Annotated in this window: 26 protein-coding genes; 5 read left to right on the top strand and 21 right to left on the bottom strand. The window is 36.0% G+C overall.

All coding sequences use genetic code 11. The features are described 5' to 3' along the window. Position 1: 1 nt before the first annotated feature. The 4 genes from MP478_RS10575 to MP478_RS10560 form a co-directional block, all read right to left on the bottom strand. Positions 2-868 (bottom strand): AadS family aminoglycoside 6-adenylyltransferase, encoded by an 867-nt coding sequence (locus MP478_RS10575; protein WP_257200443.1) that lies wholly within the window; start codon positions 866-868, stop codon positions 2-4. A gap of 5 nt (positions 869-873) precedes the next feature. Beyond that, entirely contained in the window at positions 874-1,272 is a 399-nt protein-coding gene (locus MP478_RS10570; protein ID WP_230038624.1) for a hypothetical protein, read from the bottom strand. A 77-nt stretch (positions 1,273-1,349) separates the two neighbouring features. After that, on the bottom strand, positions 1,350-2,855 hold the full coding sequence (mqo, locus tag MP478_RS10565) for a malate dehydrogenase (quinone) (protein WP_257191432.1): 1,506 nt from the start codon (positions 2,853-2,855) through the stop codon (positions 1,350-1,352). A 298-nt stretch (positions 2,856-3,153) separates the two neighbouring features. Beyond that, positions 3,154-4,176: an NAD(P)H-dependent glycerol-3-phosphate dehydrogenase gene (locus MP478_RS10560; RefSeq protein WP_230038620.1), complete on the bottom strand. Its 1,023-nt coding sequence runs from the start codon at positions 4,174-4,176 to the stop codon at positions 3,154-3,156. Positions 4,177-4,418: 242 nt separating this feature from the next. Here MP478_RS10560 and MP478_RS10555 point away from each other — a divergent pair, with 242 nt between their 5' ends. Next, positions 4,419-5,456, top strand: coding sequence for a M23 family metallopeptidase (locus tag MP478_RS10555; protein ID WP_257191431.1), 1,038 nt, complete (start codon positions 4,419-4,421; stop codon positions 5,454-5,456). 154 nt (positions 5,457-5,610) lie between these two features. On the opposite strand, the gene MP478_RS10550 is transcribed toward MP478_RS10555, so the two are convergent. From MP478_RS10550 to MP478_RS10530, 5 genes are all read right to left on the bottom strand, one after another. After that, a complete protein-coding gene (locus MP478_RS10550; protein ID WP_257200442.1) occupies positions 5,611-6,786 on the bottom strand; it encodes an MBL fold metallo-hydrolase in 1,176 nt (391 codons plus the stop codon). Positions 6,787-6,804: 18 nt separating this feature from the next. Then, positions 6,805-7,458, bottom strand: a complete 654-nt coding sequence (locus tag MP478_RS10545; RefSeq protein WP_257191429.1) for an NAD(P)-dependent oxidoreductase — start codon at positions 7,456-7,458, stop codon at positions 6,805-6,807. Between the two features lie 59 nt (positions 7,459-7,517). Then, positions 7,518-7,928, bottom strand: coding sequence for an Rrf2 family transcriptional regulator (locus MP478_RS10540; protein ID WP_257200441.1), 411 nt, complete (start codon positions 7,926-7,928; stop codon positions 7,518-7,520). Between the two features lie 66 nt (positions 7,929-7,994). Further along, positions 7,995-8,945 (bottom strand): hypothetical protein, encoded by a 951-nt coding sequence (locus tag MP478_RS10535; protein WP_257200440.1) that lies wholly within the window; start codon positions 8,943-8,945, stop codon positions 7,995-7,997. Positions 8,946-9,102: 157 nt separating this feature from the next. Continuing rightward, the gene (locus MP478_RS10530; RefSeq protein WP_230038608.1) at positions 9,103-9,537 is read right to left on the bottom strand and encodes an FKBP-type peptidyl-prolyl cis-trans isomerase; all 435 of its coding nucleotides are present in this window, start codon (positions 9,535-9,537) and stop codon (positions 9,103-9,105) included. Between the two features lie 221 nt (positions 9,538-9,758). Here MP478_RS10530 and MP478_RS10525 point away from each other — a divergent pair, with 221 nt between their 5' ends. After that, on the top strand, positions 9,759-10,760 hold the full coding sequence (locus MP478_RS10525) for a catalase (RefSeq protein WP_257200439.1): 1,002 nt from the start codon (positions 9,759-9,761) through the stop codon (positions 10,758-10,760). Positions 10,761-10,943: 183 nt separating this feature from the next. Here MP478_RS10525 and MP478_RS10520 read toward each other — a convergent pair whose 3' ends face one another. The 10 genes from MP478_RS10520 to MP478_RS10475 form a co-directional block, all read right to left on the bottom strand. Then, on the bottom strand, positions 10,944-11,357 hold the full coding sequence (locus MP478_RS10520; RefSeq protein WP_230038605.1) for a nuclear transport factor 2 family protein: 414 nt from the start codon (positions 11,355-11,357) through the stop codon (positions 10,944-10,946). Between the two features lie 3 nt (positions 11,358-11,360). Further along, a complete protein-coding gene (locus MP478_RS10515) occupies positions 11,361-11,888 on the bottom strand; it encodes a TetR/AcrR family transcriptional regulator (RefSeq protein ID WP_257200438.1) in 528 nt (175 codons plus the stop codon). A gap of 358 nt (positions 11,889-12,246) precedes the next feature. Further along, the gene (locus tag MP478_RS10510) at positions 12,247-13,290 is read right to left on the bottom strand and encodes a TerC/Alx family metal homeostasis membrane protein (protein WP_257200437.1); all 1,044 of its coding nucleotides are present in this window, start codon (positions 13,288-13,290) and stop codon (positions 12,247-12,249) included. Between the two features lie 84 nt (positions 13,291-13,374). Continuing rightward, positions 13,375-13,983 carry a TerD family protein gene (locus tag MP478_RS10505; protein WP_230038601.1) on the bottom strand — a complete coding sequence of 203 codons (609 nt, stop codon included), beginning with the start codon at positions 13,981-13,983 and terminating at the stop codon, positions 13,375-13,377. A gap of 73 nt (positions 13,984-14,056) precedes the next feature. After that, entirely contained in the window at positions 14,057-15,004 is a 948-nt protein-coding gene (locus tag MP478_RS10500) for a hypothetical protein (RefSeq protein WP_257200436.1), read from the bottom strand. Between the two features lie 16 nt (positions 15,005-15,020). After that, positions 15,021-16,190, bottom strand: coding sequence for a toxic anion resistance protein (locus tag MP478_RS10495; protein WP_230038597.1), 1,170 nt, complete (start codon positions 16,188-16,190; stop codon positions 15,021-15,023). Positions 16,191-16,192: 2 nt separating this feature from the next. After that, a complete protein-coding gene (locus tag MP478_RS10490) occupies positions 16,193-16,750 on the bottom strand; it encodes a TerD family protein (protein WP_230038595.1) in 558 nt (185 codons plus the stop codon). Next, complete coding sequence (locus MP478_RS10485) at positions 16,740-17,564, bottom strand: phosphoribosyltransferase family protein (protein WP_257200435.1); 825 nt, start codon at positions 17,562-17,564, stop codon at positions 16,740-16,742. The genes MP478_RS10490 and MP478_RS10485 overlap by 11 nt, the downstream gene beginning before the upstream one ends. A 7-nt stretch (positions 17,565-17,571) precedes the next feature. Beyond that, complete coding sequence (locus MP478_RS10480; protein WP_230038592.1) at positions 17,572-18,240, bottom strand: HAD family hydrolase; 669 nt, start codon at positions 18,238-18,240, stop codon at positions 17,572-17,574. Positions 18,241-18,543: 303 nt separating this feature from the next. Further along, complete coding sequence (locus MP478_RS10475; protein ID WP_257200434.1) at positions 18,544-20,079, bottom strand: SulP family inorganic anion transporter; 1,536 nt, start codon at positions 20,077-20,079, stop codon at positions 18,544-18,546. A gap of 582 nt (positions 20,080-20,661) precedes the next feature. On the opposite strand from MP478_RS10475, the gene MP478_RS10470 reads away from it, so the two are divergent. Beyond that, positions 20,662-21,090, top strand: a complete 429-nt coding sequence (locus tag MP478_RS10470) for a transposase (protein WP_230038587.1) — start codon at positions 20,662-20,664, stop codon at positions 21,088-21,090. 11 nt (positions 21,091-21,101) lie between these two features. Next, a complete protein-coding gene (locus MP478_RS10465; RefSeq protein ID WP_230038585.1) occupies positions 21,102-21,440 on the top strand; it encodes a helix-turn-helix domain-containing protein in 339 nt (112 codons plus the stop codon). An 818-nt stretch (positions 21,441-22,258) separates the two neighbouring features. Here the strand turns inward: MP478_RS10465 and MP478_RS10460 are convergent. Further along, positions 22,259-23,776, bottom strand: coding sequence for a TROVE domain-containing protein (locus MP478_RS10460; protein WP_257200433.1), 1,518 nt, complete (start codon positions 23,774-23,776; stop codon positions 22,259-22,261). Between the two features lie 408 nt (positions 23,777-24,184). Here MP478_RS10460 and MP478_RS10455 point away from each other — a divergent pair, with 408 nt between their 5' ends. Continuing rightward, positions 24,185-24,631: a VOC family protein gene (locus tag MP478_RS10455; protein WP_230039255.1), complete on the top strand. Its 447-nt coding sequence runs from the start codon at positions 24,185-24,187 to the stop codon at positions 24,629-24,631. Between the two features lie 111 nt (positions 24,632-24,742). Here the strand turns inward: MP478_RS10455 and MP478_RS10450 are convergent, their stop codons facing one another. Continuing rightward, positions 24,743-26,092 carry an SWIM zinc finger family protein gene (locus MP478_RS10450; protein ID WP_257200432.1) on the bottom strand — a complete coding sequence of 450 codons (1,350 nt, stop codon included), beginning with the start codon at positions 26,090-26,092 and terminating at the stop codon, positions 24,743-24,745.

Genomic DNA, 26,092 nt, shown 5'->3' with positions numbered 1-26,092 from the left:
ATCATGGCATTGATTTTACTTCGAAAAGATAAGTTCGGATATCACTTTCAAGTTGAGAAGGGTACGTAAAGCTCAGTTCTTGAGCTAAAGCAGTGCCCAATTCATGAACCAGATCAGCGAAAGCAAATAAAGCAGTCCAGTTTTCTTCGATAGAACTTCCGGAAAATGTAGCTTCCACTCTACTCCACAAATCTTCAGACAGGTATTTTTTAAAAAGCCTGCCATGCTTATTCGCAGTTATGTTATCCCAGTTATGTCCGTTACCAATATGCCATTCAACCAGACTAACCAAATATTCTGCTCTCAGGATATTTTCAGACATGAATTTAGCATAAAAAATATCACCCCGCTTCAGACATTTTGCCACATAGGTGGTATCCCACCAAAAATCATTCATCAGCTGCTTAAATTCTTTTTCATCAGGCTTATGAATCATGATTGACTGATAAGTCGGAGATTTCAGATCTTTTGTCAGATCATCTTTATCAATCAGCACTTTATACCCTACGTCCCAATCTTCAGGAAGCGTTTCTTTTTGTACTTCCTGCATAAATTCAGACACCTGGTACAGCTTAAAATCAACTTTTACATGGTCTCTGTACAAAACCATTTTCATGGCATGTTTTCCCTCAAAAACGGTATCATCTTCCTCAATCATAGAAATGGGGTCTCCAAAAAGCTGAAGCCAGCTATTTTCGGCTTCATAGTCTTTCCGGCTTTCAAAAACCAATTCTACATCAAGATCACTCAAATCATCTACGGGAGCATAGGGATTCACCAATGAGCTGGTCAGAAGAACAGCCCGGATATCGGGATTGTTTTCAGCCCACTGAATAATCTGTTCCAGCTTTTCTTCTCTTATTTTCATACCAATCAGGATTCTGATATTTTTACACGGTAGACATCTGAAGAATTTCTCTTAATGGATTCCACAAAGAAACCTCCTTCTTCAGGAATCACTTCTTTTAAATCAAAACTTTTACAGTCTTTCGGAAGCCCGGAGAATATCAAGGTAAACCAAAAATCCTTCATGAAAGGAACCGGTGTCCAATAAGGGGAAATTGAGATGTTTTCGGCATGAATCATCTTACTTCTATGCTCAGACTGATTATCAAAAAGATAAGTGGAATGCCAGATTCTTATCAGATTCCCTAAGAATGGTGATGCCGGGAAGCAACAGTGTATAATCACCTGTTTCTCCTCTTCTATTTTTGTCTGAAGAGACTCCAGGAGTTCTTTTGCTATAAGCGGCTTTACAACTACTTCTTCCACCTTTTTTATAAGTAATAAATAATCAGCAATGAGTAATTCTGCTTGTATTGCTTACTACTCATTGCTCACTACTGATGTTAGTATTCTAATTCTAATTTTTCTTTTGTATAATTTCTTACCTCTTGGGTAAGTTCCGGATGTTCTGCCAATTTCTTCCCGTAAGAAGGCACCATTTCAAGCAATTTATCTTTCCATTCGCCCTGAAGTTTTTCCGGGAAGCATTTTTCAAGAACATTCAGCATAGCATATACCGCTGTGGAGGCTCCCGGTGAAGCTCCTAACAAAGAAGCAATAGTACCACTCTCGTTTACAACCACTTCAGTTCCGAATTCAAGTTTACCTCCTTCTTTTTCGTCTTTTTTAATAACCTGAACTCTCTGTCCTGCCACTTTCAGTTCCCAGTCTTCTTCTTTGGCATCTTTTACAAATTCTCTCAAATGCTGCATTCTCTGAGACTTTGTCATGGCTACCTGCTGAATAAGGTATTTTGTCAACGGGATATTATGCCACCAGGCACCAAATAATGATTTTAAATTTTTGGTATTAACACTTTCTGGGAGATCAAGATAACTTCCTTCTTTCAGGAACTTTGTTGAAAATCCTGCGAAAGGTCCAAAAAGAAGCGCTTTCTGGCCATCTATAATTCTAAGGTCAAGGTGCGGAACAGACATAGGTGGAGCATCCACTGTTGCCTGTGTATACACTTTAGCCTGATGTTTTTCCACCAGCTCCTGATTATGGCTTACCAACCACTGTCCGGAAACAGGGAAACCTCCATAGCCCTCACTTTCCTTGATATCTGAGCTGTCTAATAACTGAAGTGCATATCCTCCGGCTCCGATAAATACAAAATCAGCAACAACCTCCTGTTTGTGGCTATGAATTCTGTCTTTTACCTTCATTTCCCATTTACCGTCTTCTCTTGGATCAATATCTTTCACTTCATGGTATAAGAAGACCTCTACATTAGAATCTTCAAGCAGGTGTCTTCCCATTTTTCTGGTTAACGTTCCAAAGTTGACATCCGTCCCCATATCCATTTTCGTGGCTGCCATTATTTCAGATTGGTTTCTTTTGCTCATGACCAGAGGAATCCATTCTCGCAGCTTCTCATGATCGGAAGAAAATTCCATTCCGGAAAAAAGAACAGAGTCAACCATTTTATCATGACGTTTTTTAAGATATTCAGCATCTTTTTCACCAAATACCAAACTCATGTGTGGGCATGAATTGATGAACTCTTTAGGCTCTTTGATATATCCTTTGGTAATCAGATAAGACCAGAACTGTTTTGAAATTTCAAACTGTTCAGCAATACTTTCTGCTTTTGTTATATCAATGCTGCCATCCGGTTTTTCGGGAGTATAATTTAGCTCACAAAAAGCGGAGTGCCCTGTTCCGGCATTGTTCCATGCTGCTGTACTTTCTTTGGCAAATCTTCCTAGCCTTTCGAAGATCGCAATTTCAAGATTGGGATCAAATTCATGAAGCAGCGTTGCTAAAGTAGCACTCATAATTCCGCCGCCTATCAGTACAACGTCATATTTAGGCTTCGGTGTTCTGCTTGTAAGCGATTGTGGCATATTTTTAAATTTACTTCAAATTTCGGGAAAAGTTTTAAAAAGAGAAACGATTTTAACACGTTAATTTTTAATGGAAACAGACTTCTTTAGTATACAACAAAAAATCATGGAAAATTTCGATATGTTTTCATTGAAATGATTGATAATAGCAACAACTCAAATAGGTAAAAACTCAAAAATACAGTTCCCGGTCTCAGCGAATACCTTTGATCATCACAGAAATAAACCCATAAAAAAAACCAAGCTGGGAAGCTTGGATTCAAATATATTAAAACAAGGTTTATGCAACCTTCTTTTTTTAATTCAGTTTCGCTGTCAGTTTTTTGAACTGCTTTTCAGCATTCTTACCTTCATAAAGAATGGCGTACACCGTATCAATAATTGGTAATTTAAGTTTTTTCTGCTTTGCTGTTTTATAGATGGAATCTGCAGCGTAATATCCTTCTGCCACCATATTCATCGACTGTATTGCCGATTTTACGGTATATCCTTTCCCGATAAGGTTTCCTAAGTTTCTGTTTCTTGAAAAGAGTGAATAGGCGGTTACCAAAAGATCTCCCAGATAGGCACTTTCATTCACATCTCTTGGGGCTTCATAAATGGCTTCCAGGAAGGTTTCCATTTCACGGATCGCATTGGATACAAAAACAGCTGTAAAGTTATCTCCATATCCCAACCCACTTGCTATACCGGCCCCAATGGCAAAAATATTTTTAAGAATAGCACTGTATTCATTTCCTAAAATATCTTTACTGGTTTGAACCTTAATAAAATCTGAACTGAAAATTTCTTTTAATTTTTCAGAAGTTTCATCTTCTACCGTGGCAATCGTAAGATAAGAAAGTCTTTCCATTGCGACTTCTTCTGCATGACATGGTCCTGCAATAACCGCCTGATTTCTGAAACCTATTTTAAATTCATCACGCAGATAATGCGCTACCACATCATTTACTTTAGGAATAATCCCTTTAATAGCCGATATAAAGATTTTTTCTGAATATTCACATGTCATTTTTTCTAATGTATCAGACAGGTAAATGGATGGCGTTGCCAAAACAATAACATCACAGGCAGAAACCAATTCATTGATGTCCGTGGTTAGTTTTAAACTTTTAAGGTTAAAATGAGCTGCTGTAAGATAGGTGGGGTTATGTCCACGAAGCTCAATAGCTCCTTTTACAAACTCACTTCTTACACACCAGTGTACAACTTTACAGTTTTCAACAAGCATTTTTACGATAGCGGTTGCAAAACTTCCGCTTCCTACTACTCCTACAGAAATATCCTTTTTATTCTTTTTTGGATGAGAAGATTCTGACATTATTTTCTTTTTAGCCATAATTGGAATGTGAAATGCAAAGATATTAAAACATAGACGTAACAAAGCTTTTGAAACAATGATAAAAGCCGTTTTCTGAAAAAATTAACACTTCAACACAATTAAATATCTAATTAAACGTTAAATACAGAAAATCATGAGTTTTAATTAAAAATAAGTCATAAAGATTAATTTTAATTAAATTTGCAGCTTCAAACCGTTTTAAACTTACTAAGAGAGGAAATATGAAAAATTTTCTAAACAGCAAGAAGAACGTAAACATTCTCCTCGGAGGGCTTTTACTAGTAGTTTTTGCACAAGGGATATGTATTGCCAAGTTATTCTCAGAAAAGGATGACAAAAACTACGAAGTCAACCTTGTAAAAATAAACACTGAAAGGGACAGTGTAGATTATTTGAAAATGAAAACAGATCTTAATCTTGTAGATCAGACTGTTTCACAGCTCAATTCTTTCCTGAAATCTAAAGACATTTCCAACGAAAAACTAATGGTTCTCAGCCAGGACAGCATTTCAAATTCTGTTTATCTCGCCAAACAGGCCAACCGATATAGTCAGTATTTAATGGATCTGCAGAAAAAACTGATGCAGGTTCCCCTGGGAATGCCTACTGACGGATATATTTCATCTAACTTTGGAATTAGAAAAAATCCTATTCCCTATAAAACCGTTTATGCTTCTGTAAAAACAAATGCTGCAACAGAGTCTAAGCCTGTAGTGGCGGCAGCTCCAAAGCCGGAAGTAAAAGCTGAACCTGTAGAAAAAATTATTGAAGTGACAGACAGCTATGGTATTAAAAGGGAGATCAAGGTAATGGTAACTCCAAAAGCCGCTCCAGTTGCTGCTGCAACTCCAGCTCCCACAGCTGCAAAAGCTGTTGCCGGTACCGCTTCTTCTTCTAAGACCATCGCAACTGCTGAAAAAAATAACCCGCCTGCTGAAGCTGATCAGATGCAGTTTCATAAAGGATTAGATATTGCGGTAGCCTATGGTTCTGATGTAAGAGCTGCCGCTGCAGGAACCATCATTTTCTCTGGGCAGAAAGGAGGCTACGGAAACTGCGTTATTGTTTCTCACGGAAATGGATTAGCTACTCTATACGGACATTTATCACAGCTTGTTTCAAAAGTAAATGATAAGGTAAAAGTAGGCCAGGTAATTGCTAAATCCGGAAATTCCGGCCGTTCTACAGGACCTCATCTTCACTATGAAGTACACAAAAACAATACTCCGGTTAATCCGAAGCTGTTTATGAATCTATAAAAATAAAGGCTGTCCGATGGGACAGCCTTTTTCTTGTTATATTCAATTAAAAACTTTGTGAGCTATGAAATTGATATTTATTTCATACTAGGTTTTATTGTTTATATCTTCATCTTAAAGGTGCTAAAAGATAGAATCAATAGGCAGATTTTTTTTATTTTAAAATCTTCAGAGTCCCCTTCGGATGGGTAAATGTACCGTCAGGTCCTGCAATATTTGAATATATTATATTTTTATTATAATCCTGAATATGGATTACATTGAAACCTAGGTGTGGTTCATGCCAATATACCATAAAGACATTCTTAGCCACTTCCACTGCAGTATACTGTACCGTATCTGTGGTATCTTTCGAAGGTCCGGCTGTTCCAACGAATGACATGGTTTTGTTATCTTTAAAATCCAGGATGAATTTTGTTGTTCCAAAATCTACCTCCACCTTATTTTCAATTGCCGGATACGGTGATTTTAAATCCCAGGCCATTTCTCCCATAAAAACCTTCACGCCCATTTCCAATTCTTCTTTTCCCGGAAGTCCTGTATACTTTTTTACCATAAAATCTACGATGGCAGAACTTGTTTTATTTTCTGTAACTGCTTTTTTATAGTTTTCAAGATAGCCTTTAACAAAATCCAGAGACTGAGAAGATAGAGACTGTTCTGAAAAATGGGAAGGAATCACCTGCTGAGGTTGTAAAGCTTTCATAGCATCAATCTGTGCAATCCACTGATCAATAGCTTTTACATTTTGAGTATCAGCCATCCAAAGATGTGAGCCCGTAGAAACTGAAATCCCTCCAGCCACTGTTTTTAAAGACGGAATCCAAAGAAAACTATGGGCAGGGTCTTCAGAATTCTGCCTGATCTCCATTTTATTTCCTTCAAGATCAGGAATTGCAGTAACGGCTTCCGGAATTATAATTTCTGAGGGAGCATCTCCTTTCATCTGTGGTTTCCAGACAGCCATTTTATCATCTTTTGAAGCGGATATCAAATAAGCAGTCTGAGCTGTTGAAATAATTCTAGCATTGGGAAAGGCTTTTTTGATCACATCCAATCCAAAATAAAAATCGGGGTCACTGTGTGAGATATAAACGGTTTTCAGGTTTTTGCCTGTCGCTTTTATTTCTTTCACCAATTGTTCCGCATATTGCTTCTGAAACTGAGCATCAACAAGCATCGCATCTTTATCTCCATAAATGATTGTTGAGGTAATGGGAAAAATCGCTTTAGATCCGGGATTATACACTTTTATTTTAAGGTTCCCGGCCCACACAAGACTTACGAAACCAAGCATTACTGCCAAGGATAATAATTTCTTTTTAAACATTTTTGTTATTTTTTATAATTAGTAAGCTGCAGTAAAACGTTCACGGATGTGATTATTCTGTTCCAATTCATCTACTAAAACTACGGCTACATCTTCAACAGAAAGGCGACTTCTTCCGTTTTCGTCAAATACCGGAGTTTCCAATGATGTTCTGTACTGTGCAGTTCTTGCTCCTACATTAGCCTGATTCATTTCTACTGCCGGGCTGAAGAAAGTCCAGTCCAATGTATTATTTTCTTTGATCTTGTTCAGATAATCTCTTGCTGCCGTTGCTCCCGGCTTATATGCCTCTGGAAAATCAGGGGTATCTACAATCTGTACATGGTCTGGTGTGTATAGGCTTCCTGCTCCCCCCACTACGATAAGTCTTTTTACTCCAGCCTGTCCTACTGCTTTTTCAATGTTTACGGAACCATTTAAAAAATCATTGTAAAGGTTTGGATTCGTCCACCCGGCATTGAAAGCACTAATTACAGCGTCACTTCCTTTTAAGGCTTCTGCCAATTCATCTACATTGTTTACGTCAACGCTTTTTGCCGTTACATTCTCTTGTGTTTTTACCTTCGATGCGTCCCTTACTAAAGCTTCTACAGCATATCCTCTTTCAGTTAATTCTGTTACTACGCGTGCTCCTACAAATCCTGTTGCACCTATTACTGCTACTTTTTTCATAATGTTATATTTTAAATTAAATTGTAATAAAATTTGTTACATTTATAGTTAAAAAAATTTTATCTGAACTGATCAGCGAATTCTTTCAATGATTTATCTCCTAAAAAGTTAACTACCAATTGATCTGTTTCTTCAAATAATGTATTTAAATGAACATTGATTTCTTTTCCGACACTACATGCGGGATTGGGATTCTGATTTTTTTTACCTAATACTTCTGTATTTTTTACCGCTTTGTACACTTCAGAAATGCTAATCAGCTCCGCATTCTTTGCCAGCTGGCTCCCTCCTTCTTTTCCCTGTCTGCTCATGATAAGGCCTGCTTCTCTTAGTACACTCATCTCCTTTCGGACAATAACCGGATTTACATTGATACTACCCGCAATCCATTCAGAAGTGAGCCACTCCTGAGGACTTTTCGCCAATAGGGTCATGATATGTACTGCCGTAGCAAATCTTGTATTGTTCATTATAATTACATGGCAAAGATACGACTTTTTTTAACTGTAACAAATTTTATTACAATTATTTTTTTCTTAGAGGATAAGACGATCCAAATCTAACAGAAGATAACTTATATTTTGATTGATCTTTCGGGTAGCAGACTGCATCTGGTTGAGCATCGATGCACGGCTGTGAAGATCATCAGCTCTGTATATACCTCCGTCACTGAAAATCACCGACTGGTCTGCAGCATCTTTATTACCGTCGAACTGGTAATTGAGCCATATCTCTTTTATATTGGCGATAATAGATTTTGTTTCCATGCTTGAAAACCTTCTTTCCGTGTACATATACCAGATGAAAGGTGGGAAATTTGACGATTCCAGTTTTCCTCTCCATATATCTCTCAGCAGATTTCTCTTATGGATAAATTCCACTTTTTTACCTTTCGGATTAAGTGTTGCCAGTCCAAAACCCGCTCCTAAAGCTCCACCACCAATATCAATTGCATTGCTCCATCCATCACTTTTTATAATACCCCCTGCTATGGAAGCAGCGGCCCCTGTTATAATAGAATACAAAATCATCTTGTTATTTCTGGAATTATTAAGATCGTTCACATAATTCTCAATTTGCTCTACCCTTTCTCCTTCACAGTCAAACTCTGCTGCTACGGCATCTAATTCTGTTAATGAAATAGCAATTTTGTTGTTGATTTTTCCTTTTAGCTGTAAAACTTTAAGTTGAGAAGCAATAGAAGAGTCTTTTTTGAGTGCTATAATCTTATACACCTCATCCAAATTATTCAGGGCATTCAGAATCAGGATACTTTGCTCAGAAAGTACATTTTTAAGCTCTTTATTAGCCGTCAGAATGGAATCAGAATTATACGACGGAAGTTTATTAATAAAGTCGTATTTAAATGGTGCCTTACAGTAGCTGTCTTTAAGGGTCAGTATATTCTGCTGAATAGCTTGATTTTTCCTGGAAACACAAGATATCAATAAGCTAAAAATAGCCAAAAGGTAGAATAGATTTTTCATTCATTTATAAATTTGTGCAGTAACTGAACAATCATAATCATGATTAACAGTTGTGAAGCTGTCATCTGTTTCTATGATGATTCATTTATACGAATATAGCACAAATAAAAAAAATTACCTGAATTCAGGTAATTTTTTTAATCTATTTTAAGAGGGATTATTTAATATCCAGTAATTCAACTTCAAATACAAGCGTACTGTTTGGTCCTATTTCTTTGCTGATTTCCTGATCTCCATAGGCTAAATGCGGAGGGATAATCAATCTCCACTTACTTCCTACAGCCATAAGCTGAAGAGCTTCAGTCCATCCTGAAATTACTCTGTTTAAAGGGAAAGATGCAGGAGTACCTCTTTTTACAGAGCTGTCAAAAACTTTACCTGAAATCGTAGTTCCATGATAATGGCATTTTACAGTAGATTTAGGCCCTGGCTTTGCACCATCCCCTTCAGTAATAATTTCATACTGCAAACCGCTTGGCAATTGTACAACACTTTCTCTTTTACCGTACTCTACCATATATTCCTTACCGTCGTTAAGGTTTTTTTCTGCTAATTCTTTTTTGCGTTTAAATAACAAATCTGCTACTCCCATACTTTAATTTTTTACAAAGATAAGATTTGTTGCCGGAAGTTGGGAATCAGAAACAGGAAGTATTATTAATCAATTACTTAAAAGTATGTATCCTGATCCAGTTACTTTATACCATTCAATATATTCTCTTCGTCCCGTTATCTCAGTAAAATTCAAACATTTGTAATACTCAGTTAACACAATTTCCAAAACTTGGCGTTATAATTGAATTTAAAAACTAAATGCCAAAGCCACTAAAATATAATAAGAAATTTGATGAACTCAATGAAGAGGAAAAGAAGCTTCTGGAGATCAACAAAAAATCGATTGCAGATTTTGTTGAGCAATCCTCTTCTATCAGTGATGTCAATTATGCTACAAGAAATGCTCATGCAAAAACCTATGCTGTAGCGGAAGGAACATTATGGGTTAATCCCAATATTCCTGAACCTCTGCATGCTTTTTTTGATAAAGAGAAATTTGATCTTATCATCAGGTTTTCCAATGCTCAGCTCACCATTAATAATGCTAAAAAAGATATTCCTGCTTACGGAATGGCAGTACAGATTAAAGATGAGAACGGAGGTCTTCTCGCCAATTATCCATTGGTCAATTTTCCTTTATTTCCTGTCAATTCTGTTTCCACATTTTTAAAGCTATTTACCGCTATCAACAGATCGTATATGAAAAAATGGAGCGGTATATTTCCCATACTCGCCCAGGCAGTTAAAACAATTCCTTCCGTTTTAACAGGTTCTTTCTTAAAGAATATGGTAAAGCTTCTGCGCAAGAAAAATGATTTTATTTTGTCTTTTGATTATCACTCAGTAGGAGCCTACCGTCTTGGAGATTATATGATCAAAATAAAATTAAGCCCAAAATCTGTAGATAAGAATATGGGTAAGAATCAAAAAATAAAAGACACCTTAAAAACTTATTTTCAGACTCATGATTTCGCAGCTGATGTTTTGATCCAGTTCTGCTATGATTTAAAAGATCAGCCTATCAATAAGCTGAATGTGGAATGGAAAAACTCACCTTATATTAAAATTGGTGAACTGAAGATCAATAAAGATGCTTTGCTTAACGCACAAACCTGCACGAATGAACTCCTTTCATTCAATCCTTTTGAAAGCAAAACTATTTTTCAGCCTGTAGGAAAAATACAAAAACTGCGTGATGAAGCTTATAAAGTTTCTGTACAGACGAGGAGGAAAATTAATAAGCTGCTGCATGGGAAATAAAAGATGAATTATAATTTTGGAAACGCAAGGACTCTAAATTTTCTGGCAAACGTTATACTTTTAAAGCACAAAAGATTTTATCTTCGATAAAATTTGTTGATATCCATTATATTCATGGCAATATCAGTAGAGATTTTCTTTTGTCTATAAAACAAAAAACTGTCTCAACAACAGTCTTTTACTTTATTTAAACTTTCGATCTTCTTCTTTGATAGCCAGATCATTGATGCTTGCATATCTTTTCTGCATGAGTCCGTTTTCATCAAATTCCCAGTTTTCATTTCCGTACGCTCGGAACCAGCTGCCGTCTTTTGTTTGATATTCATATTCGAAACGAACCGCAATACGGTTATCAGTATGCGCCCAGTATTCTTTCTTGAGCGTATAATGGAGTTCTTTTTCCCATTTCTTACGAAGAAATACAACAATCTCTTCTCTGCCATTGATAAAGGTATCCCTATTTCTCCACTCACTGTCTATAGTATATGCTTTTGATACTTTTTCAGGATCCTGACTGTTCCAGGCATCTTCTGCCATTTGAATTTTTTCCAATGCCGTTTCAAAAGTGAAAGGGGGAAGCGGATGTTTCTGTTCCATTGTTTATGGTATTAAATTGATAACTATTCTTTTTGTTTTCTCAATCAATTCATCAGACTTAAAAAGCTGACTTTCGATGATACTGCTCTCAAAAAGCATATAAATATGGTCTGAAAGCATATCATCCGCCAATAATTCTAAAAAGTAGTTTCTAAGGTCAGCCTTATGCGACTGGATTACACTGAGTATTTTGACATTATCCATTGGAATTTCTGATAAAATATTCAGAAAGCTGCATCCTCTGAAATTTTCCTTCTGATTCATATAGATTAAAAAATCAAAAGCTTTGATGATTTTATATTTTGACTCTTTTTCTTTCGTTAAAAAGTTATGGAGTTCATTGAACCAATATTCATGTCTTACCTTCAGAAATTCCGCACACAAATCTTCTTTTGATTTAAAATACTGATAGAAACTGGCTCTGGCAACTTCTGCTTCGGAAATAATCTGATTAATTCCGGTAGAGTTATAGCCTTGTCTCGCAAACAATTGAAAGGTGGTTTCTATTATTCTTTCTCTTGGAGATTTCATATTGTTTTCTTTTATGAAACAAATGTATGAAAAAAAATAACGAACAGACTGATCTGTCTATTTTATTTTAAAATTTTTCCCTTTGAGAGTTTTGGAAAACGCAAAATTTTCACTAATGCCATGTATTAAAGACGCAATAATTTTTATCTCCGATAAAATTTAAATATCTCTAATAATATGATTCTGTGGTAAATAATTAATAAGTATCCTTGCTGAAAATCTTTGATTTTCTTGTGCCCTAAAAGCAGGAATTATGATTATATTTCTTGCATCATTGCGTTTTCCAACAAAAAAACTTATTAACAAAAAAGCCTCCAGAATTACAATTCCAGAGGCTTCCTTTTTATTTTAATGATGATTATTTTTCTTCTAATTTTTCTTTTTCCGCTTCTTCTTTTTCAGGGAATATAATGGATAAAAGAACCGAGATCACCAATACTCCTCCTACAATTCCTAAAGAAACAGGAGATGGAATATGAATCCATGGTGCAATAAGCATTTTAACTCCAATAAATGAAAGGATAATGGCCAGACCATATGGAAGTTTGCTGAACATGTGAATAAAGTTTGCCAGCAGGAAATATAATGATCTAAGCCCTAAAATAGCAAAGATATTTGATGTATAAAGAATGAAAGGGTCATTTGAGATCGCAAAGATCGCCGGAATAGAATCCACGGCAAAAAGAACGTCTGTAAATTCGATAACTCCTACCACTACTAAAAGAGGTGTTGCCATCTTGATCCCATTCTGAATGGTGAAAAATTTGTCACCATCATAATTATCCGAAACTTTCCAGAAGCTTTTGATCAGCCTTGCTCCAGCTGTATTGCTGTAATCTTCATCGTCATCATCAGCTCCGTCGCCCCAGGATTTAATCCCTGCATACACAAGAAACAGTCCGAACAGGGCCATTACTACATTGATCTGTACAGGTTTTCCGAAAACGTTCATTTCAGGAAGGTAAGTAAGGTTAATAAGTCCTACTCCAGCAAAGATAAATATGGCTCTGAATATCAGTGCACCGATAATTCCCCAGAACAGTACTTTATGATGAAGGTATTTCGGAACTTTAAAAAATCCGAAAACAAGGATAAATACGAATAAGTTATCCACAGAAAGGGCTTTCTCTATCCAGTAGGCAGCTTGGTACTGTGTAAATTTCTCTACGGCAATACCATGGCTTTCCGGTGTTCCGTCTGTATTGAAAACCCAATACACGACTCCTGAAAAGATCATGGAAAGTGAGATCCACACAATAGACCAGATGGTGGCTTCTTTGGACGAGACTTCGTGACTCTTTTTATTGAATACTCCTAAATCCAGGAGCAGCATGATAACAACCGTTATCGCAAATCCCCAGACCAGGCCAGGGTGTAGTTCTAAAATACTTTGATGTTCCACTTGTATATGTTATTATATGATAAAAGCAATAAGTGTACAAGGTACAAATATTGCTATTTTATTTATCTGTTGATTGATAATTGATTATAAGTAATTCAGCTGTACAGTCTGAATGGTCTGTTCCAGTTTTCTATCTGCTGTAGGGTCTCCGATAGCATTGAACTTCCATTCTCCGTTTCTCTTATAGAATACTCCCATTACCATAGCCACATGTCCTTTGAAAGAAGCGTCGTTTGCAATATCATATTTAGCAAAAACTTCTCTTACGTTGGTAGGAGATCCCTCATAAATACGGATAGAAGCAAAAGGAATTGTTCCGAAATCCTGGCCTTGGTAGCTATTTAAAACCATTGCAACATGTTCGATATTGGGTTCCAATTGGCTGAAATCTACAGTAATGACTTCGTTGTCCAATCCGTCATCGCCATTGATATCACCTGTAAGATCATCTCCACTGTGTTTTACAGCTCCGTTTCTGGATTTCAGGTTTCCGAAATAAATTACTTCCGTTACATTTTTATTTGAATCATATAAAATACAGCTTCCGTCTAAGTCTACTGCTTCTTTTTTAGTTCCAAAAAGGCCTTTTTTTTCAATTGCTCCCCAGTTGATTCCTACACAAGCTTGGGAAAGTTCAGCGCCGTTTTCTTTTTTAAGGTTTATTCTTTGACCTTTTTGTAAGTTGATAGCCATCTTTGTATGTTTAGTTGTTATTTACTTTTTTTGTGAAAGAGCAGATTTGCTTTTTCACTTTTCAAATTTCGTATCAGTTATTATTCAAATTCAAATTAAGCATTGCCCGCAGGATATTTGTTTCTTCATCGAAATCAAATATTTTGCTCATAATATCTATATTTTCCAGGTTTTTTAAATAGTCTTTCAAAACACTTTCCACTTCTATGGGTATACTGCGTTTTCTTTCGTTCATAGTATTTTCCAGGTATTCATTTTTCCTTTTCAGCTGATCTATAATAGTTCCCTGATTCGACTGATTTTCAGAAATGTCGAGCTGATCCAGTTCTTTATCAAAAAGATAAAGTTTCTTCTCGTCTACACTGAAAATAAAATAATCATCAGACTGAAAGATCTTAAAAAGTTCATACTCATGAATTCCCATAAGGTAACCACAAACAAAACGGACTTTAAATCCCTGTATATTAAGCCTTCCCAAAAGTTTTCTTTCAATAGAATAGTCCAGGTACTTATAACCAGGAAAAGAATCGGCCTTGAGCAGAGATTCGTCTGCTTCGGTCCTGTAAAACTCCTGAGCATATTTCTTGTGGAAATACAGTACATTATCCCAATTGGCTGTAAAAACATCTTCTGTAAGATCTTTATACAGTGTTTTCAAATGTTGAGAAAATACACCACTGTACATTTTCCTGTCCGTCTGAAAACTATCTACTCTTCTTTCTTCAAAACCTGAAATATATTTTTTATTAATACCAATTTCATTAATGACAGTCAGCATATCATTTTCCTTCTGTCTTTTGATCTTGGTGAGCAATTCTATAAGGCTGTCGGTATATTGAAGGTGAAAAAGTTCCAGCTTGCTATAATCCAAAGCAGTATTCTCCTGGAACAGATTGTGGATAATATCTGTTTTGATGTAAATGGATATTATGTCAATATGTTCAAAAAAATTAGCCAGAAGTTTAAGCTTTGTTAACCTTCTTTTGCTTTGCGACAATATGGTTGCTGCATCATCCCCCACCTTGGTACCCTGTTAATTAACCTCTGACATTAGCTTTTAATTCATGCTCCAATGTCTGAAGATCCTGATCCAGTTTTCTTCGGTTATCAGCACCTTGCTTCTGGATCTGTTTCACTTCATTCAGTGTATTGATAAGCATTGAAGTTGTTTCTCTCAATGTTTCTACAGATACAATTGTCTGTTCATTGGCTCTGGCTACATTCACTGAATTCTGACCAAGACGTTCTGCATTCTTTTTTAAGATAGCCTCAGTAGTGGAAGATACTTTCTGCTGAATTTCAATATTCTGCTGCTGTCTGTACATAGCAACAGCCAGAGAAAGCTGATTTTTCCATACCGGAAGTGTAGTGGTAAGAATTGTTTGTGCTTTTTCAGCAATAGAAACATTATTATTCTGTACTAATCTGATCTGTGGCAGCGACTGCATCATGATGACACGTACTACCTTAAGATCAGCCATTCTTCTGTCTAATCTGGCAATAAAATCTCTTTTATCCGCAATCTGATAGTCCTGATAGCTTTCAGGGCTGGCTTCCATCAAGGATAGTTCTCCTGCAGCTCTTTCCATTCTTACATTTCCTGCAATTACCAGCTCTTCAATTTGCTTAATAGAGTTTACATTGCTTTCAAAAATAGTCTGCAAAACAGCATTATCTTTTGTAGAAGTAATAATCCCCGCATTTACTTTATAAGAGATCTGTTCAATATTGTTGATGATCTTATCGTATTTCGTAAATAGGTTTTCCACCTGAGTCATGATCTTTTTCATGAAAGGCAGTTTGCTAAGGAAACTCTTTACTTTATTTCCGTTAAGCTCTTCTACGTCTACATAATTAAGCTCTACCAAAAGATCATTGATAAGTACTCCTACTTCTCCGGAGTTTGATCTTCTTACATTTCCTAAGAAACTGTCACTCTGGTTCGATAATGTTTTCTGAAGCTCAGCTCCAAAATTCACAATAGATCCCGGATTAGCTTCGTCAATGGAGTTGGCAAGAAGTTCATACTTCTGACGTTCCTCCGGCTGTAACTGACTAAGGCTTACATTTCCTTCCCTGTCTACAAGAACTGCCGGTGCTGCATTTTGAACAGGCTGACTTGGTGGAGTCATTGGCGTAGGCTCAAATGTTTTAAGAGGTTCAATTGATCCTAGCGGATCTATGGGTTGATTTTCCTGATTATCCATACTTATTTCTGATAAATTGATACAAACTTCTCAAGGCCGTCTCTTTGTCCTGCTCCTACAGCCTCAAATTTCCATTCTCCGTTTCTGTTGTAGATTCTTCCGAATTCTACAGCGGTTTCGATTGAGAAATCTTCATCCAATTCATATTTTAAGATCTCTTCATTCGTATCTGTATTGAAAATTCTAATGAAAGAATTTCTTACCTGTCCAAAGTTCTGCTTTCTGGTATCAGCATCGTGAATAGTGACTACTACTGTAATCTCCTGAATCGAAGGATCAATTTTTGTAAGATCGATTTTAATCTGCTCATCATCACCTGAGCCTTCTCCTGTAAGGTTATCTCCGGTGTGAATTACTGATTTATCCGGAGATTCAAGGTTGTTATAAAAAATAAAGTGACTGTCTGACACTAATTTTTTGTCTTCGCCCAATAAAAATAATGAAGCGTCAAGGTCAAATGCTGTTCCTGTAGAAGTATTATTGATATCCCATCCTAAACCTACAGTAAATTTAGGTGCGTTAATATTTTCTCTTTGTCCTTTTTGTAAGTTAATAGCCATAATATAATTCCGTTTGCGTTAAAGTATTGATGTTATTTTCGTATTCTTTTATTAAATGATAATTGTTACTGATGGCCAGCTCTAAAAGAAGGTCCATCTGTTCTTTTTTTACTTTAGACGTAAGATAATCAAAATTACTTGAATTAAGGCCTAAAATATATTTTACAATCCTTGTATTGAATTCAAAACTTGATTTCCCCATCACTTCTGCAATATGCTGTACATTTTGTACTGCATAGTAATTGAAATAATTTTCAATCTTAGGATCAAGGTCAAAATTCATTAGCTCAGCATAATACAGGAATATAAAATCGGCTTCCACCTTATATTCATTCAGGATTCTGTTCACTGTATATTCATGGCTTCCTGTAATTTTTATATCGTCTATAAAAATACAAAGTTTTCCTCTTAAAAAATCTTTATCTATATAATAAGTATCATTGGCAATCAGATTTTTACGATCTTCAAAATTAAGATTCCCATAATCTGTAATATAGGTATGGTTCCTGTTGATCTTAGACAAAACACTTGATTTTTTTCCTTTTTGAAAAAGATAAAAATCCAGGTATTTTTTAAAGAAGAAACATAAAAAATTGGAAGCGGTAGGAATTGCCATATAGGGGCTTGGAAGTACCACAATTTCTTTATCTGTATCTAAAATCTCCTTATTCTGAGAGATAAACCCTTCGAATAATTCTTTTGCAAATTTTTCTGCATACGACTTATCGCCATATTTGAAATAACTGTATTCTGCCGGTGAGAAAGTAAACTCATCTGCGGAATGAATGTGGTGTAAGCTGTATCTTGTACTCATGTTTATTTTAGTGTTTAAGTAAATGTGCACTGAAACCGAAGTCTTTCGCTCCTTTGTAATCTGCTACAGGATTGTCTCCAATATGCAGAATCTGATGCATCGGAATATCCTGATCGTTAATCTTGTTTTTCACTTCCTGAAAAACAAGTGGGTTCGGCTTAGAAAAGTTTATCTCATCGGAGTAGATATGAAAATCTATATACTGATCCAGATTTTCATGAATCAGAAATTTTCTCATCGTTTTCCCTTTGATAAATCCGGTGTTGCTTAGAATATTAATAGTTTTACCCTGATTTTTGATATCGTCAAAAAAATCATGGATATTTTCAAAAATAATTACCGGCTTGTATTCTAAAAAAAGTTCTTCACTTTTAAGATAAAATTCGTTCAGTTTTTCTTTATTTAAAAGCTTTACATCAACATCCAATGCTCCCAAGATCATCAGATAGATTTCAAAGGTATCGATATTCCCTCCTGTTACTTCATTAATTGTATTACAAAGATCATCGTAATATTTTACAGTTTTGGCAACATCCTCTATGGGTTTGCTGACATTAAAAAACGAGGAGAAGAGCTCAACTCTTTTTGTTTTAAATTCAGGATGAGATTTGATTAATGTGAGCCACAGGTCAAAGGAAAAATGACAGTGGTTATGAATGTCGATATCTGTTTTCAATATGTTTTAGTTAAAAGTTTTATTTAGCTTTTTTGAAAAAGATTTAAATTTTATTAATCATCAACAAGTGTTTGGTTTTCTACTTATTTCCAAAGATAAAATATTTATCATAAATGCATTACTTTAGTTCCCTGTTTTAAGATATTTTATGATTTAAGGAACGAAATCAAAGCAAAAACCAAGGACCATAATTCTATTTTATGGTCCTTGTTTAATTATTTGTGAGAATAGTGAATGGTCAATCGCTGTGTTTGTCAATTTTCACCTGCGCCTATTCACCATTCACTTGCGAAGCAAAATTCACTATTCAGGCATTACTTTATATGTTGGGTCTTCCTGAATATTAACCTCAATCACTGCTTCGGCATTTTTCAGCATTTTACGGCAGTCTTCACTCAGATGGCGAAGATATAAGGTCTTATTTTCCTGTTTATATCGTTTTGACAGCTTATCAAGAGCATCAAGGGCGCTCATATCTACAACCCTGCTTTCTTTGAAATCTATGATCACCTCATCAGGATCATTCATTGGATCAAATTTATCTGCAAACGCCGTGGCAGAACCAAAAAATAATGGACCGTATATTTCATAGTGCTTTACTCCGTTTTCATCTGTATATTTCTTTGCCCGTATTCTTTTAGCATTATCCCAGGCAAAAACCAGGGCTGAAATAATAACTCCCACCAAAACTGCCAGTGCTAAATTATGCAGGATGACGGTTATCAGAGCCACGGTAATTCCTACCACGATATCCGATTTCGGCATTTTATTAATAATTCTGATAGAAACCCACTGAAAAGTACTTATGGCAACCATCATCATCACTCCCACCAATGCAGCCATAGGAATTTTCTCAATAACAGGAGCTCCAAACAGAATGATCATCAGAATCATCACAGAGGCGATAATCCCTGATAATTTGGCTCTTGATCCTGCATTAAGATTCACCAGTGTTTGCGCCACCATTGCACAGCCTCCCATTCCACCAAAAAAGCCATTGGTCATATTGGCAAGACCCTGCGCAACAGATTCTTTGTTAGCATTTCCTTTTGAATTTGTAATTTCATCTACCATAGACAATGTCAGCAGTGATTCTATCAGCCCTACTCCGGCCATAATAAGGGCATAAGGAAAAATAATCTGTAAAGTTTCTAAAGAGAAAGGAATTTGTGGAATATGAAAACTGGGAAGACTTCCACTTATGTGTGCAATATCAGCCACAGTTTTTGTCGGAATATTAAAGCCAAGAACCACTGCAAAAACTACTATAATAGCTACCAAAGAAGCGGGCACAACTTTTGTGACCTTTGGAAAAAAATATACTATGGCAATCGTTAAGGCAGTCAATCCTCCCATACTATATAAAGGAAGTCCCTGAAGCCAGCTGACAGCTCCGTTACTGCCTATAATTTTAAACTGCTCAACCTGTGCCATAAAGATAATAATAGCCAACCCGTTCAGAAACCCGTACATAACGGGTTGTGGAATGAGCCTGACAAATTTTCCCAGCTTAAAGATACCTACCAACATCTGAAATATCCCTGCCAATACTACGGTTGCAAAAAGATATTCTATCCCATGAGATTGGATCAATGCAATCAGAACAACAATGGTAGCTCCGGCTCCTCCTGACACCATTCCGGGACGTCCCCCTAAAACAGCGGTCACCAGTCCCATTATAAAAGCTGCATACAGACCTGTAAGTGGAGAAAGACCCGCCAGAATAGCAAATGAAAGAGATTCCGGAATCATGGTCATGGCTACGGTAAAGCCTGCCAGCAATTCATTTTTATAATTGATTTTCTTCGAAAAATCGAATAAACTTATGGTATTTTTCATTGATTGGCAAAGGTATGTACTTGTACAATAGTATACAATTGTTTTACTTTATCTTTCTTCCGATCTTTTTAAAAAATTCACATTACTGTTATACAATATGTTAATTTTAATTAAAATTTTACTATAAATAAACTTTTTTACACTTCTTATTCTGCTTACTTCCAATTTTTGTTTAAATTTGAAAACAATTAAGCAATTTATTTACCATTGATAGGGAATATTTACGTAAAGTTTTCGTTACTAAAAAACACATAGTCCCTGGTAAATAACTACTTAAACAGATAGATTGCATGAAGAAACTTTAATAGGTTATATATTATTTACACAAATGGTAGAAAAAAGAGGTTTGAAAGAGAAGAGAGTTGATCAACCAAATGAAAATAAGGAATATATTCTAAGATCAATTAAAGTGGCAGTGCCTCCATTCTTTTAAGATATTAACTCATCTTGAACATCTTTTGGAGTATGATACTCCAATATTCTGTTGACTTCAAATTCAAGCCAATCCACTCGGTTCTATTTTAATATATACTACCTATTTTTTTCAATGCATAAGTTTAATCAAGATAATATTCAATAAAAATGTTATATAAAGAGATCCATATAGGAAAGTTTATTAAAGAGAGAGTTGATGAAAATGAAATACCTATTGAGAGAATATGCAAGTTTTTGGGAAAGGATGAAGAGTCTGTTGAAAAGATGTACGAAAAAAAATCACTGGAGGCAGATATTCTTCTACGATGGAGCAAACTATTAGAGTATGATTTTTTCAGACTGTACAGTTCTCATTTAATATTATATGCTCCTCCTTCAGCAGTAAATAAAAACCAGCAGAAATCTGATAAAATTCCTTATTTCAGAAAAAATATTTATACTCAGGAGATTAAAGAATTTATCATGAAAAGAATTCTTTCCGGAGAAATGACCCCAACTGATGTTATTAAAGAATATTCCATTCCTAAAAGCACACTTCACCGATGGCTTCAAAAGGTTGATACTACTAACGGATAAACAGATACAGAATGCGCCCGAATTACAAAAAGATTTACCATGACATGCTTAAACTGGAACATCCTGAGAAGTTACAAGATCCTAAAATCAAAGAACTTCTTGAAAAACTTAACACGTCTGAAGATGTTCTGAAGTTCAATGAAAAATTATTTCAACAGTCCAGAGAAAACCAAAAGCTAAAAACATACGATAAAAAGACAATGCTAAAGCTTCTTCAGTATCAAAAGAAGCACGGGTATTCTACCAGCTATATGTCTAAAAAATATAAAATAAGCAGAACCACGCTCTCAAAATGGAGAATGATGTTTGAGGAAGATCTCGAAAATACAATGAAAAATGCCGGTAAATAATCTACCGGCATTTTTATAAGGTAATGATAAGGAAAAAGCGGGCTGTACGTTAGCCGGAATCGAACCGGATAGCCTTACCGGAGTTACCGATTTCGCTATTCCTCCCATAATTGCGTAACGATGAAATTTTTCCTAACGACACTTATATAATCATTATTACAATAAGGCTGGAAGTGCAAAGACGGACATTGTAGAAAATTATGATACAAAGGGGCCTCACAGCTTCCAGCTTTTCTTTTTATAAAAACAAGGCAATAAGCAAAAAGTGATGTCGTGCTCTAACTCTGAGCTACTCTTCCTACTACACATCGTAATTTTTGTGAAAGAGACGGGATTTGAACCCGTGTCCCGATTCCAAAACGACACTTGACTTGAGTATACATTTTTTATAGTCATTGTTCTTTTTTGAGAATAATCAAGGTAATATTCTTAGGATCTGTCGTGCATTTGCTCTACCTTCTGAGCTACCTCTCCTTTTCGGGGGAGAAGGCAGGATTCGAACCTGCGATCCGATGATTAAAATCCGAAGTATGATCCTAAAACGACACTTGATATAATTTGAGCAAGGCAATGATTCAAACAGAGATGTATTAACAAAGTGCTATCTTTACACCATCTGCTTCCACAGAACAGGGCTTGAACCTGTACCTTTGTTACCCCAACGAAGTAACTCTGCTTTACGGCACTTGCTCCTTTACTATTTTTTATAATAATTTCATGGTTATTAATTTCTTGTTACAAATTTATGCAGCTTCTGCGCATTCTTTTTACGCAGTTGTTTTTTATTTTTTATTATCTTTTATTTAAAGCAGTGCCTTTTACAGCACTACCTTTTTTATCATTTCTACTGCATATTTTTTGTCTTCCAAAGCATTCAGCACATCGAAAATTTTGTCTGACCAACCTACAATAAGATATACATCATTTTTTCTGACATCCAGAGGCTGTCTGCCATAACCTGCCAAATCAAAAATATACAGTTTCGCATTGGGAGCCATAGCTTTGTACCTGTTCCAAGAGTCTTCAAAAGAGTTTTTAAGACCTCTGCTGTCCCACATTTGGGTATCGGTGAACAGCATTATTTTATCCACTTTTTCATTTCTTTTGATCAGATCTTCAATGACCAGGTAACCATTCGTAGAATAACCTACTTCTCCTTCACGCTTATAGAATTCGTCAACATTTCTTAAAATGCTGTTCTTTGGCATCGGAACACGCATCCAACGGTCACCGAATATACCTGTTACCACATTGTTATACTGAGACTGTAAGATCATAGACATCAGCAACCCAATATCATACAATAAAACTTTACTTTTATTAGACACCGGTTTCTGCATTGAACCTGAAACATCCGCTGCAATGACCACCGAAGTATCAAAGCCAAAGCCTTTAATATTCTTTGCACTTATCATTACTGCATTTTCAAGTGCTTCCAAAAGAGAGGACAGGTATGGAGAACCGGTCCTTTTTAATTCTCTATAAGCTGCCAGGAATCTGAATGGGAGCTGTTTTGAGTTTTGAACCGCTTTTTCATCGGCCAGGTAGCGGCATACTTTATCCATTGCTGCGGATGATACTTCTGCTTCTAAAACATTTCTCAGATTTCGCAAGGTTGCCATATAGCCCAGCTTATTACTGAAGATCAATTCTTCCCATTTGTTTTTGAAGGCCACTTTTCTTTCTTCGTCATTAATGAATTTCTTCTGACCTAAGACAGAAAGTTCAGCTTCCCAAGTATAAGGAGTTTCCAGAGTACCATTTACAATCTTATTGAAAACAGCCTGTTGATTTTCATCTTTAGCTTTTGGGTGAACCAGGAACAACGCGTCTTTCAGTGTGATCTCAGCTTTTCTATTGTATTTTGCAAACTGATACTCATCAAATTTGTTGAATGAGTTTGCCAACCCTTTCTGAATCTGTTTTGATAATTTATTCAGTTTTTTTGTTTCTGTTCTTTCATTCGCAAGTTGGTAGTAAGCCAACAGTTCTGTGATTTCATCCGCTCTTTGAACAATGCCCTCTACTGTCCGGCTTACTAAATCCGTACCTGAAGTCTGCTTTGCCAGCTCAGTCGTCAAAACCAATGGTATGGAACGCAGGTACATATCTCTTCTTGCATAGACCGCTAATTTCGCTACGAATTCCGGATCATTTTTTTTAATCAGAGATTGGATTCTTTCCAACCTGTCATTTCCTTTCTCATAGGTTGTATTGGACAGTCCTGTTGTAACAACAGCACTATATAATTCTTCAGCAGGTGTCATCATATATGCTTTTTCACCTTCGTAGTTCATGACTACTTTAGTCTCTTTTCTTAAAAAATTAAATTTCATGATTACTGTTTTTTTGTTAAACATTTGGGAATCTATATCTTCCTCTCTGATTTCTGATGCAAAGTAATCGTAGTATTACGCTGTCATTTTGCGTAGATGTTTTTTTTTGAAAAAATTTTATTTTTAGGTTTTGGCTAAAGCCAGATTGGCTGATTTATAAAGTGAACGGACTAAAGTCCGTTCCTATTGATGCAGAAAATAGTGTTTAATGATCACATTATACATTATACATTATACATTATACATTATACATTATACATTATACATTATACATTATACATTATACATTATACATTATACATTATACATTATAAAAACCTTCTATCATTCATTTCAAATTAAGAAATCACAGATACCGGCTTTTTAAATATCCGTTGTATAGCTTTGTGATGATTAAAAATGGGAACTATGATTACAGGATTATATGAAACGCATGTTCAGGTAAGTAATTTGGAAAACGCAGTAGAATTTTATACAACAATATTAGGATTACAATTAGCGCACAGAGATGAGACAAGACCTATCGCTTTTTTGTGGATTGGAGAGGAAAAGAAGTTCATGTTGGGATTATGGGAACAAAAAGAGAACCTTCAAACCAGACATTTTGCATTTACGGGCGATAAAGAAGATATCCTGAATTATTCTGTGGAATTTTTAGAAAACAAAGATTTACAACCCTATAATTTTTTAAAGAACGGCACCGTTCAGCCAATGGTTTTTGCATGGATGCCGGCACTGGCTATTTATTTTAATGATCCGGATGGCAACCAGCTTGAGTTTATTTCAATTCTGGAAGGTGAAGGAAAGCCAGAGCTGGGAGTACTTACCTATGAAGAATGGATGAATCTTCAATAAATCCGGTATAAATCCTGAAATCCTTTATATAAATATACTAATGATTTTCTGGCAGCTCTTCTAACGGACTCCGGCAAGCCCAAAGGGCTTGCCGGAACTATATAGTAAATCTTAATCGACCTGATTCACCATCTTTTTCACTGCCAGAACATGTTTACAGGGACCTCTCTCCCCTTGGTATTTACTGAACCATTCACAGGTACAGCGTTCTTTTTTATCTTCAATAATGACCGTGTGATGAACACCCGTTCCTTCCACTCTGGCCTCAGTTCTTTCTTGAGTATGATGTAAGATTTCAACTTTCCTTTCTTCAATGAGCTTTTCAGCATTTTTCAGACGGGGATTTAGTCCTGCAATACGGCTCAGTTTAAATGGCAATTTCCGGTAAAAAAATCCATTATCATCCAGATCATAGCCCAGCATTCCCATTGCGGCCAGCCTGCCTGTAAGATCAGCAACCTTTTTCAGGCTGACATTTTCTTCCAGTGCCAGAACTGTTGTATTAAAGGATTGATTGGCATAAGCATATTTATCCAATGCATCTATCCATTCATCAGCAACATCATTAATTAAATTCTCTAATACAGCTCCTTCTCCGGAAAACCCACGCCAGCTTTCTCTTGATAACGAAAAACTGAATTTTATATTCCCCATATAAAGCTGCCATGTGGTAGACTGCATATTGGGGTGGGCAAAAACCTTCATATGATCTATATAAGGAAGAAGAGGCTCAAGCAGCCGAAGCCTGTGAATACCTCCCACACAAACAGCGTCCATAGATTTCACAGGAGAAAACATGGGTTTATTTCCTCTTACGATAAGATAGTAGTCTGATTTCACTATTCCTTTCGGCATTCCTCTAAACAGCTGCTGTGTCTGAATTTTATTGAATGTATGCAGCCTTTCTGATTTGGATAAATAAACCTGAACGGTTCCCAATCCATTGATCCATTTTAAAGGCAGCGGAACTTTCCTTTCCACTACTTTTGTCTCTTCTTTATAGAGGCCAACTTCTTTTTCACCTACAGAAAGTACAATACTTTCATTAGGACGAATGCTTCCTAACGCATTAATCATAGGCTGATTAAAATCCACATTTGTAGTACCACTTTCCAGAAACTCTCCATCCAATCCCTCAGGCAGAACATCTATACGTGCATACACTCCGGCACAGTGTGAAAATCCTTCAAAACGTAATCTTTCATTCCCGGCAGTCACAATAGGATCTTTAAGTAATTCCATTTGAAATGGGGAAAGATTAAAGCTGGACTTTACAATATTGGAAAGACTAATCAGACATCGGGCCAGGATAAATGGCTGTCTCACATTACCCCAGAAAAAACAGGGGGCATCAGTATTCTTCTGAATCTCGCTATATTTTGCAAGAAACAGTTCTTCCAGCGCTCCCTTTTTTACCAAAGATGATGATCTGGAATAGTTGTAAATAAGCGTATCTTCCAT

It is taken from the genome of Chryseobacterium sp. WG14, assembly GCF_024586945.1.
Taxonomy (GTDB): Bacteria; Bacteroidota; Bacteroidia; order Flavobacteriales; family Weeksellaceae; genus Chryseobacterium.
This window is presented reverse-complemented; position numbering and strand designations above follow the sequence as displayed.

Bases quoted from the DNA above. Each gene is read 5' to 3' on its own strand.
- MP478_RS10460 (WP_257200433.1), bottom strand. From the start codon at position 23,776: ATGAAATTTAATTTTTTAAGAAAAGAGACTAAAGTAGTCATGAACTAC.
- MP478_RS10470 (WP_230038587.1), top strand. From the start codon at position 20,662: ATGTTATATAAAGAGATCCATATAGGAAAGTTTATTAAAGAGAGAGTT.
- mqo (WP_257191432.1), bottom strand. From the start codon at position 2,855: ATGCCACAATCGCTTACAAGCAGAACACCGAAGCCTAAATATGACGTT.
- MP478_RS10465 (WP_230038585.1), top strand. From the start codon at position 21,102: ATGCGCCCGAATTACAAAAAGATTTACCATGACATGCTTAAACTGGAA.
- MP478_RS10545 (WP_257191429.1), bottom strand. From the start codon at position 7,458: ATGAAAAAAGTAGCAGTAATAGGTGCAACAGGATTTGTAGGAGCACGC.
- MP478_RS10490 (WP_230038595.1), bottom strand. From the start codon at position 16,750: ATGGCTATTAACTTACAAAAAGGACAAAGAGAAAATATTAACGCACCT.
- MP478_RS10535 (WP_257200440.1), bottom strand. From the start codon at position 8,945: ATGAAAAATCTATTCTACCTTTTGGCTATTTTTAGCTTATTGATATCT.
- MP478_RS10555 (WP_257191431.1), top strand. From the start codon at position 4,419: ATGAAAAATTTTCTAAACAGCAAGAAGAACGTAAACATTCTCCTCGGA.
- MP478_RS10575 (WP_257200443.1), bottom strand. From the start codon at position 868: ATGAAAATAAGAGAAGAAAAGCTGGAACAGATTATTCAGTGGGCTGAA.
- MP478_RS10485 (WP_257200435.1), bottom strand. From the start codon at position 17,564: ATGAGTACAAGATACAGCTTACACCACATTCATTCCGCAGATGAGTTT.
- MP478_RS10520 (WP_230038605.1), bottom strand. From the start codon at position 11,357: ATGGAACAGAAACATCCGCTTCCCCCTTTCACTTTTGAAACGGCATTG.
- MP478_RS10455 (WP_230039255.1), top strand. From the start codon at position 24,185: ATGATTACAGGATTATATGAAACGCATGTTCAGGTAAGTAATTTGGAA.
- MP478_RS10495 (WP_230038597.1), bottom strand. From the start codon at position 16,190: ATGGATAATCAGGAAAATCAACCCATAGATCCGCTAGGATCAATTGAA.
- MP478_RS10450 (WP_257200432.1), bottom strand. From the start codon at position 26,092: ATGGAAGATACGCTTATTTACAACTATTCCAGATCATCATCTTTGGTA.
- MP478_RS10525 (WP_257200439.1), top strand. From the start codon at position 9,759: ATGCCAAAGCCACTAAAATATAATAAGAAATTTGATGAACTCAATGAA.
- MP478_RS10515 (WP_257200438.1), bottom strand. From the start codon at position 11,888: ATGAAATCTCCAAGAGAAAGAATAATAGAAACCACCTTTCAATTGTTT.
- MP478_RS10560 (WP_230038620.1), bottom strand. From the start codon at position 4,176: ATGTCAGAATCTTCTCATCCAAAAAAGAATAAAAAGGATATTTCTGTA.
- MP478_RS10475 (WP_257200434.1), bottom strand. From the start codon at position 20,079: ATGAAAAATACCATAAGTTTATTCGATTTTTCGAAGAAAATCAATTAT.
- MP478_RS10530 (WP_230038608.1), bottom strand. From the start codon at position 9,537: ATGGGAGTAGCAGATTTGTTATTTAAACGCAAAAAAGAATTAGCAGAA.
- MP478_RS10540 (WP_257200441.1), bottom strand. From the start codon at position 7,928: ATGAACAATACAAGATTTGCTACGGCAGTACATATCATGACCCTATTG.
- MP478_RS10505 (WP_230038601.1), bottom strand. From the start codon at position 13,983: ATGGCTATCAACTTACAAAAAGGTCAAAGAATAAACCTTAAAAAAGAA.
- MP478_RS10550 (WP_257200442.1), bottom strand. From the start codon at position 6,786: ATGTTTAAAAAGAAATTATTATCCTTGGCAGTAATGCTTGGTTTCGTA.